Annotated in this window: 10 protein-coding genes; 4 read left to right on the forward strand and 6 right to left on the reverse strand. The window is 40.4% G+C overall.

Annotated features, from left to right (window positions below):
* Positions 1-183: 183 nt before the first annotated feature.
* The 3 genes from B3763_RS14370 (at position 184) to B3763_RS14380 (ending at position 4,441) form a co-directional block, all read left to right on the forward strand.
* Positions 184-2,067: an AAA domain-containing protein gene (locus B3763_RS14370; RefSeq protein ID WP_286747451.1), complete on the forward strand. Its 1,884-nt coding sequence runs from the start codon at positions 184-186 to the stop codon at positions 2,065-2,067.
* Positions 2,068-2,772: 705 nt separating this feature from the next.
* Positions 2,773-3,987: a DUF4221 family protein gene (locus B3763_RS14375; RefSeq protein WP_286747452.1), complete on the forward strand. Its 1,215-nt coding sequence runs from the start codon at positions 2,773-2,775 to the stop codon at positions 3,985-3,987.
* Positions 3,980-4,441: a hypothetical protein gene (locus B3763_RS14380; RefSeq protein WP_286747453.1), complete on the forward strand. Its 462-nt coding sequence runs from the start codon at positions 3,980-3,982 to the stop codon at positions 4,439-4,441. The genes B3763_RS14375 and B3763_RS14380 overlap by 8 nt, the downstream gene beginning before the upstream one ends.
* Before the next feature lie 201 nt (positions 4,442-4,642).
* Here the strand turns inward: B3763_RS14380 and B3763_RS14385 are convergent, their stop codons facing one another.
* From B3763_RS14385 to B3763_RS14410, 6 genes are all read right to left on the reverse strand, one after another.
* Positions 4,643-5,491, reverse strand: a complete 849-nt coding sequence (locus B3763_RS14385; RefSeq protein WP_286747454.1) for a hypothetical protein — start codon at positions 5,489-5,491, stop codon at positions 4,643-4,645.
* A 136-nt stretch (positions 5,492-5,627) separates the two neighbouring features.
* Positions 5,628-6,668, reverse strand: coding sequence for a 6-bladed beta-propeller (locus B3763_RS14390; protein WP_189630319.1), 1,041 nt, complete (start codon positions 6,666-6,668; stop codon positions 5,628-5,630).
* A 574-nt stretch (positions 6,669-7,242) separates the two neighbouring features.
* On the reverse strand, positions 7,243-8,136 hold the full coding sequence (locus B3763_RS14395) for an NAD(P)/FAD-dependent oxidoreductase (RefSeq protein ID WP_286747455.1): 894 nt from the start codon (positions 8,134-8,136) through the stop codon (positions 7,243-7,245).
* 60 nt (positions 8,137-8,196) lie between these two features.
* The gene (locus tag B3763_RS14400) at positions 8,197-9,117 is read right to left on the reverse strand and encodes an ATP-grasp domain-containing protein (RefSeq protein ID WP_286747456.1); all 921 of its coding nucleotides are present in this window, start codon (positions 9,115-9,117) and stop codon (positions 8,197-8,199) included.
* Between the two features lie 16 nt (positions 9,118-9,133).
* Positions 9,134-10,822 carry a carbamoyltransferase family protein gene (locus B3763_RS14405; protein WP_286747457.1) on the reverse strand — a complete coding sequence of 563 codons (1,689 nt, stop codon included), beginning with the start codon at positions 10,820-10,822 and terminating at the stop codon, positions 9,134-9,136.
* Between the two features lie 28 nt (positions 10,823-10,850).
* The gene (locus tag B3763_RS14410) at positions 10,851-11,177 is read right to left on the reverse strand and encodes a HesB/IscA family protein (RefSeq protein ID WP_189630323.1); all 327 of its coding nucleotides are present in this window, start codon (positions 11,175-11,177) and stop codon (positions 10,851-10,853) included.
* Positions 11,178-11,259: 82 nt separating this feature from the next.
* On the opposite strand from B3763_RS14410, the gene B3763_RS14415 reads away from it, so the two are divergent.
* Positions 11,260-11,667: hypothetical protein (locus B3763_RS14415; RefSeq protein WP_286747458.1), on the forward strand; the 408-nt coding region annotated here is incomplete at its 3' end.

Below are 11,667 nucleotides of genomic sequence, written 5' to 3' on the forward strand. Positions count from 1 at the left end.
TTTGTTAGATCCAGTATACTAGCCACAAGCTGTGTCCTCACAACGTCTTTTAACAGCCATTTGTGAGGGCACAAATGGAGGCAAGGTTCAGAAATATACTTCTTGCGACTTAAGTAAGTAACCCTATTAAGTTTTGAACAGTATTTTTAAAAACAATCCGCCATCTTGCGGCCTTTCTAAGAAATGACTCCAGCTCAGGCCGAAATATCCAAGCTTATTGATCTTCTGAAAATAGAGAAGGACGAAGACTATGCTCAGTATCAACAAAAGATGCTGAACACTTCTCTTGAAGAAAGAAGAAGACAAGGGGTTACCTGGTATCCGGTGGTAAAGGCCAATCATTTCATAAGTACCGGTGAGCGCTGGACCGTTGAATTGGAACGTACTTCACACCTGGAGCAAAACCACGCCTTTCAGTCGGGAGCGGTGGTCAGTTTGTTTCTAGGGCAAGATGAAAGGGATAGCACTATTCAAGGGGTTATCAGCTTTATTCGGGATAACAAAATGAGGATTGTCATTAACGATGACGATTTGCCCGATTGGATTGGCGATGGAAAGCTGGGAGTGAACCTGCTCTTCGATGAAGGCAGCTACCGCGAAATGCACAAAGCACTTATGGAAGTGCTGAAGGCAGAAAACGGACGGCTGGCTGAGTTGCGAGAGATATTTTACGGGGCTAACCGGCCGGCCTTTAAAAGCGGATATGATTTTCAGTCAGTCAACCTTAATGAAAGTCAGAATCAGGCACTCACTAAGGTTTTTAATGCCAGAGATGTGGCGATAATTCACGGCCCACCAGGCACAGGCAAAACCACCACCCTTGTCAATGCCATTAAAGAAGTGGTAAAAACCGAGCGACAGGTGCTGGTTTGTGCCCAAAGCAACGCGGCAGTAGACCTGCTGGTTGAAAAGCTAGATGTACTTGGAATAGAAGTACTGCGGCTCGGCCACCCGGCCCGCCTTACTCCGGAGGTAATCGAAAATAGTCTGGATGTCAAAATAGCTAACCATGCTTATTTTAAGGAGCTTCGCGAGATAAGAAAGCGCTCGGAGGAGTATCGGAGAATGGCCGGCAAGTATAAAAGAAACTTCGGCCATGAGGAGCGTATGCAGCGCAACCTGCTTAGGAAAGAAGCTAAAATGCTCAAAGAAGATGCCGATAGAATTGAGCAGCACATTACCGAAGATCTCATGGATAGGGCGCAAGTCATAGCCTGTACTTTGGTCGGTTCAACCCATTCGCTGGTCAATGATCGTGTCTTCAAAACCGTTTTTATAGATGAGGCTTCCCAAGCGCTTGAGCCTGCGGCATGGATTGCCATTCGCAAGGCCTATCGTGTAGTAATGGCAGGAGATCACCAGCAGCTACCGCCCACCGTCAAGTCGATAAAGGCAGCAAAGGAGGGACTAGAGAACACTCTGTTTGAGAAGGCAATAGGATTACCTGAAGCCACTGTTATGCTGCAAACGCAGTATCGAATGCACCCGGATATTATGAGGTTTTCCAGCGATTACTTCTATGAAGGAAAACTCAAAACGGCCAGTGAGGTACTGGAGCGCACCTATGCAATGGAGCTGGAGCACTTTGTGTTTATAGATACTGCCGGAGCAGGATTCACCGAAAAGGTGAAAAAGCAGACCCTTAGTACATACAATGAAGAAGAGGCCGCTTTGTTGGTCAAACATTTAGGTGACAACATCTTACCGGATACTTCCATTGGCATCATTGCTCCATACAAAGCCCAGGTAGAGGTTTTGCATGACTTAATAAAGGACAACCCTGCTTTTGATGAGGTGCGGGAGAACATTACCATCAATTCAGTCGATGCGTTTCAGGGGCAAGAGAGAGATATTATCTATATCAGCTTAACCCGGTCTAATGATAAAAGTGAAATTGGGTTTCTCAAAGAGTACCGAAGAATGAATGTGGCCATGACTCGTGCCAGAAATCAGTTGGTGATTATTGGTGATTCAGGAACTCTTGGTAAAGACAACTTCTACAATGCGGTACTGGACTACGCCCAGAAAACGGGAGGATATAAAAGCGCTTTTGAGTTTTTGTATTGATTGCTTTTACGTTGGAAACGCGATATCCATAAGTCCTCGTTACAAACGAAGACTAGTTAGTGAGTAAAGGCCACACCAATAATAGCCGGTACCAAAAGATGATTACAATCCTAAAAGGACGCTGAGCTTGCGTAAGACTCAAAGTAAGTACGAATTTCAAGCTAACGAATATCTATAGAAATAGCATTCTTATCATGCGATTGAAATAATTAATGTTGAATTATTTGACTATAAAAAAAATAATTAGGTGAATTAAAAAAAACAACATACCTTTCGTTACTTTCAATTCCGGAAGAAGAAAGAAGGAAGTTCATCCTGCCGTTTGGTGCCCGAACAAAAGCACACAATACTGATTACCAGAATTCGAATTCTCTTAATCCTTACCGTGTTTGCTACTGCTCTGAGGAGCAACAAAATGGGGGTTACCGAAAACCCTGGAGAGAGTAAGGTTGATTTTACATAATCAGAATGAAAAAATCATAACTTTTATCGTATTAATTGGCTTCTTCCTAGTTCCTAATCTTTCAAATGCAGACTGCACCTTAACAACTGCAGAGGGCACAGATGGAAGGTGTTTTTTGAGTGGAGGAGAATACAAGTGTAAAGCCAGAGAAGAAGATAAGCACTGTTTCGTTCCCACTGGAGAAATAGAGGAAGAGGCCGGGCAATAATTCAGTAGTCCCGATATAACGCAAGTCAATTCGAATGAAGGGCATAGAAGCCCTTCATTATTATTTAATAGTCACGAAAACTTTCATGAAGAACCAATTACTTATAGCAACAATATCTTTGTTTTTCCTTATCTGCTGTGATAACAAGAACACAGAGGAACTGACTTATATCGGTGATGACAATATTGAAGTTCAGGTTGTAGGAACTAAAAGTTTCCCTCTGGATTCCATAACAAGCTCAACTTCACTCATAGAGTACTTTGAAGTTGAGAATAACGGTTATTTGGGACTATTAAATACCAATTCGAATTCCATTTACATATATGACTATGATAGTGAATCCATTTTAAAAATATTATCATTCCCTATTCAGGGTCCGAACTCTGTTGGCAGAATTGAAGGCTTTCATTTTCACAATTTTGATAGTCTATTTATTCATTCTCAAAATTCTCTTAGACTTTACCTGAGTGATACTACTAAAACTATTAAAAGAAGATATGACCTTAGTGATTCAAAAGGACTCGTGCCTTCAAGCTCCTTCTCAAATGATATGCCTATGTTCTTATACAAGAATAATTATTATATCAATGCATGGGGTCATCAAAAAGAATACTACAATAACTCAGAATACCCTAACAGCTTATTACTAAAGTTAGACTTAGAGACAGGAAATACGGAAAGAATCTTATCCTATCCTAGTACTTATGTGGGTACGGGGGTTTGGGGTATCCAATTTCACTTTATGTGGAATGCTTATGATTCGAAAACTGGTGAGATCTCGCTAAGTTTTCCAATAGATAGGAACCTTTACTTTTTCAATCAGGCTGGTGAACTGAGTAATTTTAATGCTAGCTCAAATCAAATTGATAAAATTCGGCCACTATCCGAAAAAGATAGGTACCTGCCAAGCGATCCTTTTCAGGAGCTAAAAGTCTTCCAAACACAAAGCACCTATTACAGTGTTTATTACGACCCGTATAACAAACTATGGCTCAGGTTTATTAATGTGAAGATGAATGAAGATGATTTTGACTCCAAGCACCCAATTAGAAGTAGAAATCAAAACTTGAACGTTGTTATGCTCGACTCTACTAAAAGTAGAATTGGTGAAGTGAAATTGAGTCGTGATTTTAAGTACTTCTCTAATCCAACATTTATAAATGAAAAAGGTGTTCATATCAACGTGGACAAGTTTTCGATTGAAGATTCATTACATTTTGACATTATTAAATTCATTAAAAATGACTAAAAAGGTAAGCATATATCTAATTGTAACATTTTCAATTTGCCTTCTTATTTCTTGCTCCAATTCATCAAACCGTAATGTCATTCAATCTTTAGATGACATGGGCATTATTCTCGAACCAAATATTTCAAGAGTGTTTTTGATTCCTAATGCTGGTTGCCCGGGATGTACCACCTCGGCAGAAAGTTTTATGGTGCTGAATTTAGAGTCACCCGAAGTTATTTACATTCTAACGAACTTTACTTCCGTCAAAAACATTACATCAAAATTGGGAAAAGATGTGATTGAATCTTTTAATGTGCATTTAGATACTGAAAATATCTTCTATACCAATGGTGTCATCACCCCATATCCAATAATTTATCATATAGAAGGAGGTAGAATTACTAAATCCGACACGGTTAGTCCATATTCACCTAATAGCATTGCATTACTCGAGTTACACATAAATGAATAAGACGAAGATATTTGAAACCCCGCCTTTTCATTAATTTTCAGGCTAGGCTACAAAAAAGGGAAGGCCACAAGCGCTTTTGAGTTTTTGTATTGAAACCTAGGGCCTGAGCTAGAAACGCAATAGTCACTAGTCCTTATTGCAGATTAGGGCTATATAGGTGCTTTTGAGTTTATTGAGGGCCAAAATATTCTTAACTGGTTCTCACTTCTTTTTGGGTTTTAAAACCTCATTCTCCCTCAGAAACTGAGACTTATGGTATTCTTCTGGGAGAACGTCCAGATATCCGATAAAGTAACCTAAGTCATACCATGTTTGTGAGATACTTTTTGAACCATCTCTGGCCTTTTGAGGCTTTGGTATCCCGTCTTTTAATAAAAAAGCCTCAAACCTATTCTTTCTTTTGTTTTCAAACTCCACAATACAGGCTAGTGTTTCTGTGTGTATATCAAAGTACCAATAGGCATAACTTGGTTTAGTTCCTAAATGTACATTCAACGAACTTAAACTTGAATCATACTCTTTAAGAGAAAGGTGAAAGAACCTGTCTGAATTACTTATCTGAATAATAAGAATGTCATTTTTAAGATCGTAAGCCATGTTGTTAGAATACGTTTTGTTTTCTGAGGACTTGTTAATAAAGTGACCCATGGAGAAGTATCTGGTTGAATCAAACTTGTGTTTAATTCTGACGTCATTCTCAGTTTCTTCTAACAGAAATTCTTTTTGTTTATGGTGAAGGTATACCCATTTCTTTCGGTTCGGTAGCTCAAAATCGGGCGTTCTGGACTCAATAACTTTAAGTGCGCTATCTGAGATTTCGATTTTGTGGCTTTGGTTTCGGGTATTCAGTATTAAAAGAGATTCTTCAATAAGGAGGTAGTTTTGAACTTTAGTGTTGAAAGATAAGCTGTGAATAGTTTCTCCTGAGGTTGCTACTAGTCGGATTGATTTTTCGATGATAAGCAACTGGCGATCGTTTTTCAGGTTTATTTTGTGAGGGTCATTCACCAATAAGAGGCCAATAACAAGACTTAAATAAATATGGATCATTTGAATGTGTTTTCTTTTAGAAGTTCTGTGATGTGTTCTTTTTCATGCGGGACATTAGCTAATGGTATATGACAACTTATATCCTGTGTTTTCGGCTCTTTTGTACTGGGGAAAAAGAGTACAAATTTTAAATGGCTTAATTTTCCTTACTCGATATGTGATATTTGACTATTGACCCATTGGAAGAATTGAACCCTATTAAGTATTTAAGATCAGCAGTGATGGAAAAGCAGTTGAAGGCAAAATATCCTTCAAAAAATATCTTTCTTGTCACTGTAATTTTATTGTTTTTATCCAGAATGGCCTCAATAATAAAGTTCTTCTTTACGCCATTCTTTGAACCTAAGGGAGGCAAAGAAAAAAAGATGTGGTTGTCAACAATATCAATGTCATAGAATGTGGTTTGAGCGTATGCGGTATTTGCAGTGCTGGCATTTATCTTTCCTTCTATATCAAGTCCAGCCAGCCAATCTTGAACCACCGGAATATGGTCTAAAGAGTTTTCGCCAAGTAGAATTCCTTGATCATCATAGATGTCCACATTCAATCGGTTCAACAGATTAGCAGTAACTATTTTTTGTTCAATTACTCGGACGTGCATATCGGGAAATCCATCTTCCTTAATCAAGGGTTTGCCAAAATCTCTCTTGCTATTGGTTATAGAGTACTTTGTAAATGGTAATTCATGCTGACCAATGACTTTGCCAATTATATCAGAGCCTAACACATCAAAGTCTCCGGAGTTAAGCTTAATGTTTATGGTTTTCAGTAGATCGCCATTCAATGAATAGTTCAATAGTTTGCCGCCCCAAAGATCCTGCACAAATAAGGTTGAATCGGCCATTGCAATATTTTTTATACCCTTTATTTCGTTTGGTCCGGATCCAGCCTCACCGATTGTCCTTAAGAATTGAAAGTTACTGTCGAGGACAAACACTCGGTTTGAGTTTTTGTCGCTAAAAAACATGAATTCATCATGCAGTTCAATATCCCCTATTTGACCGAAGAGTATTGAGTCGTTTAGCTCGTAGAGTTCCGTAATCAGCTTAGCCTCTGTTATTGGAATTGGTTTTTCTTCAGAACATGAAACGAAAGGAGTCCATAACAACAATAAGAGAAACTTATAGTACATCTGTTTTATCCATTCCGAGGTATCTTGAGTTTTAAATGTTAACATATTGATTCTATTTGTAAATGAAACAAGCCCCTCATATACAGAGCCGACTGGGCTGCAGCTCACCTTTCAATCCCCGGTCAAATGCCTTATGCTATACCATTCGGCCGGACTACATTCAGTTTTTTGTGGAACATATTTGACATAGGGTTCACATATTGCTCTATCTCACGCAAATGAAGAAGTGATAAATGGAGTTAAGGTCATCATATAAAAGGAAGGTGTAACAAACCCTAACAGACAAGTTGCTTAGTAAAGCATTCCATCAGCAGAGAATTGCTGGCACTTACATTAGTGTACCTTAATTAAGCCGCCTAAACCAATTAACTCTAGTGTCACTCAAGGACTTTGTAAGTACTATTGATTTAACACGTTAGTCTAATTTATCTGTTTTTTTAGGAAAAACTAAGAGAAGCGGTTCTAAAATAATAGAAGTTGATGTATGGTCTTCATCTATAGGTGATGCTTTATTACTAAAATATTTCTTGAGTAAAAACAACTTCTACAATACGGTACTGGACTACGCCCAGAAAACGGGAGGCTATAAAAGCGCTTTTGAGTTTTTGTATTGATGTTTCTAGAAGCTCTCCTGAATCAAATCGAAATTAATAACAGCCCCTGCCACAGTGCCAGAAGATACGGCTACCGATACGGCTCTCATGTTAGAAGCATCGCCACATGCATAAACGCCTGGTACGGTGGTCATTTGCTTTTGATCTACTTTGATTAGACCCTGTTCCGTAATTTCACAGCCCAGACTTGTCGCAATATTGGTGCCTTGTTCAAAATGCGGACTATGGTAGAGTGCATTGATTTGGTGTGTATTGCCGTCTTTTAGAACTACTGCTGAGATTTGGCCATTCTCTTGCTCTATTCGTTCAATTTCTGTTTCTACAAGAGCGATGTTGTTTCTTTTTACTGCGGTTAGCTGCTCAGTAGGCAAATCGATTTTGCCATTGGTAAAAATGGTGAGTTCCTGGGTTAGATTTGAGATGAGTTGTGCATAGTGAAAAGCTTTGTCGCCATTGGCTAGTATACCTGTCGGTTGCCCGTGGAACTCATAACCGTGGCAGTATGGACAATGGATGACCGATTTTCCCCAGCATTCGGCAACTCCCGGGATATCGGGTAGAATGTCTTTAATGCCAGCAGCTAGTACGAGCCTCTTGCTTGTAAAAGAGCCTTTGTCTGTTTCTACAGTGAAGCCCTCAGGTGCTTTTTCGGCACTCAATGCCAAGCCGTCCAAAAACTCTACGGTTTTGTATTGTTGAACTTGCTCCTTCGCAATTGCACTGATTTCAGCAGGTTTTCGGCCATCATGTGTAAGGAAATTTTGGGAGTGCGGAGTAAAGCGATTGCATGGCTTTCTGCTATCAACCACCAGCACTTTTCTCAACGATCGGCCTAAGGCCAAAGCTGCTGAAAGGCCGGCATAACTGCCTCCAATAATAATAACCTCAAATCTTTGCATCCTTTAGCTTTTAGACAAAGGTAGTAGCTTAAATTATAATTGCAACATTGTTGCAATTAGTTATTTCGCTTGGTATGCTTGAACCTTCTTGCTGATCGCTTCAACCAAAACCTCGGCCGCTGCCGGCTTCAGTCTAAACCATAGCTCCGGTTCAATAAGCTCCATTTCAATAACAGCCAATTCATTATTGTTATCACGGATAATGTCTACTCTGGCATAGTAGGGTTGTGGATCGCAGGCGGCCACTGCTTTTTCGGCAAAGGCAATTTCTTCCAAAGTAGGTTGATATTCATGTACCGTTCCGCCAAAATCGTCCTGGACTCGGAAGTCACCGGGTTTAGCAATTTTTAGTACGGCATGGGTAAACTGGCCTCCCATTACCATTAGCGATATTTCACCCTTTTCCACCACATTCTTCTGAAAGGGCTGAAGCATCATGGCTTCTTGCTGAATCAGCTTTTGAAAAATAGGCTCGTATTCATGAATGTTGGAGAGGTCGATTCTGTAAGTGTGCCTTGCGGCTCCGGAGATACAGGGTTTCAGTATGCAATCTGTCCACTCTTTCTGAGCAAAGAGAGCAGCCAGGTTGGTCACTACTCCAATTTCCACATAGTGAGTTTCAGGAATGTTTATACCCTTAACCTGAAGATCCTTGAGGTAGTGCTTATCCATATTCCACTGAATCAATTGGTATGGATTGATCATTTCGGTGGCTTCACTCACTTTTTTGAGCCAGCCCTTCCATTCTTCGTACCGATCGAAATAGTCCCAGGTGGTGCGGAAAAGTACTGCTTTAGTAGAGGACCAATCGAAGTCTGGGTCGCTCCAGCTTTTTCTTGTCACTTTAAAGCCCTTGCTTTGCAGTGCTTCTACCACAAGACCATCTTCTTTAAGAATATTTTGTACGTACCAGCCGGGATTTTCTGGGGCCACATAGCGGTTGTCTGTCAATACCACTATGTCGAATGATTTCTCTTTCAAGGCATAAATTTAGATGCTAATAAACGAAAGATTGTTTAGAAATAAGGTGGTTTTCAATGACCAATGCATCCATTGCTGAATTCAAAAACAAGCCAATCGCTTCTTCAGGTTTTTCAACCATAGGCTGTCCTTTTTTGTTGAATGAAGTGTTGAGTACAGCACCTACACCGGTATGTTTTTTTAAGGTTTTCAAGAGCTTATAAAACCTTGAGTTCCATTCTTTTTCTACGGTTTGAGTTCTTGAGCTACCATCGACATGAATAACAGCTGCCAATTGATTTATGGCGGAGTCGATCGGTCTATCGACTAAAATCATATAAGGACTGTTTAATTTGTCCTGAAACAGATTGTGAAGCTCTTCGGGAAGTATGGATGGGGCAAAAGGGCGAAAGTCTTCTCGAAATTTGATATGACTATTGATATGATCTTGCATGCTCCGGTTTGAAGGATTGGCGAGTATGGATCTTCGCCCTAGCGCTCTTGGGCCAAATTCACAGCCCCCTTGAAACCAGCCCACTGTCTTATTATTGGCTATAAGACGAGCGGTTTGTTCGAGCAGATTTTCTTCGTCCAATTCCTTTATGGAGCAATTCTTTAAGGTGTTAATTGTTTCTTTTGAAGCTGAGAACGAGTAAGAGCTGCCGAAGCAGGTACTTCCATCATGAATTTGCCTTTTCCCCTTTACTATTTCCAGCCAACCATAGAAAGCGCAACCAAGGGCAATGCCATTGTCTGCAGCAGCAGGTTCAATATATAGTTGATTTACTACTCCTTTTCTGATTAGCCGACTGTTGGCCACTGCATTGAGCGCAACTCCTCCTGTGTAGGCCAGAGGGGTTGCAGTTTCACCTTTTAAACGCGACTCAAGAATATATTCTACGGCTCTTTCTACCTCCCTTTGAGCCCAAAAGGCCATATTGGCATAGTGCTGCCTGTTCTGTTTAAATCCTTCCCAATGATGAGCGGGTGTTGTAAGTGGTTGGTCCCATTGCGGAGAGAGAAAAACTCTACCTTTTTCAAAGTAGAAGGCCTCATGCTGAATTTCGGGTTTACCTAAGGGCGCAAGCCCCATAAGCTTGCCTACATCATCCATGTTTCCGAAGCAATAGTGGCTAATGGCGGAGTAGAAACCGCCAATGGAATGATTGGTGGTTGGCAACCAGGGAGACTTCTGGGTGTTCAGGGGACTGAAATCTTTGAACAACGTATGAAGCTTTGTTCCATCATAGTGGTAATAACTGTCTTTCTCGCAAATTAGCCCGTCACTAGAGTTTAGGTTGAGTTCTTTCAGATCAGGTAGGTTTTCATCGTTGCATTGGTCGTATGGACTCCCGCAACCATCAATGACTAAAACATTGAATTTTTTGTACGGACAAGTGCCTATGACGCTATACGCATGGGCCAAATGATGCGAAATGGAGACAAATTTCTCGTCTGGATAATTCTTGAAAACCCGAGGGCCTTTAAACTCATTTTTGGAGGGGATTACAAAATTTTCACATTGAACGACCAAATCTATTTCGTCAAGGCCAATTCCGGCTGCTTTCAGGCAGTATTCAGTGGTGAGGCTGTCATTTCCTCCGTCATGTTTAATTCTGCTTAATCTTTCTTTTTCTATACCTACTAATACGCGGCCATTCTTAAGTAGAACAGATGAACCATTGTGAGAAAGCCCTGTGCCTAAAACGTAGATATCTTTTTTCAACGAATTGTGTGTGAAAACTAAGTTAGTATTAAGGGGTATTTGGAGAGTTAAAAGTAAAGCCTCTGGCATCGCTACCTTCGTAGAAATCTACCTCAAGGCCAATAAGGTACATGGTTTGTTTCTTCTCTACGTGAATTTCAATGCCCTCAACCTGGTAGCTTATGTCACCCTCTTTGGGTTTATCGAAACCAAGCATGTAGCCAAGACCGGCACAGCCCATGCCGCCCTTTACGCCAATGCGCAACCCGTAGCCCTGGGGTATGCTTTTGTTTTCCATAATGCTTTTTACCTCAGCTATTGCTTTCTCGGTTAGTTTAACCGGTTGCAAGGCAGGAATTGTAGAATTTTTCTCCATTTCGGGCGTAAACTTAATACCTACATTAAGATTCTCACTATTTTAAAATCTAAATTGAGCCCAAAAGTTTCAGGCCTTAGATATGGACTATATAACTGAGTTAATAAAGATTCTGGTTCCGGCAGCATTGGTTATGTATGCTATGTATTTAGTGACACGCAATTTTCTACAAAAACAATTCGAAAAGCAGTTGCTCGAAGTGAAGTCAAAAACGGTTGAAACGGTACTTCCGTTGCGTCTTCAGGCCTATGAACGGCTGGCACTACTTCTGGAACGTATATCGCCCAATAACATGCTGCTTAGATTAAGCGACCCTTCTATATCGGCTTTTGAGTTTCAGCAATTATTGCAAAAAGAAATTAGAGAAGAGGTAAACCACAACCTTTCGCAACAAGTATATGTGAGCGATGATGCCTGGAAAAAGGTAAAGGGCTCCATCAATGATATTGTTGCTGCCATACAAAAGGCGGGTGAAACCATGACCGAAAAA

The organism is Roseivirga sp. UBA1976, from assembly GCF_002336325.1.
Taxonomy (GTDB): Bacteria; Bacteroidota; Bacteroidia; order Cytophagales; family Cyclobacteriaceae; genus Roseivirga; species Roseivirga thermotolerans.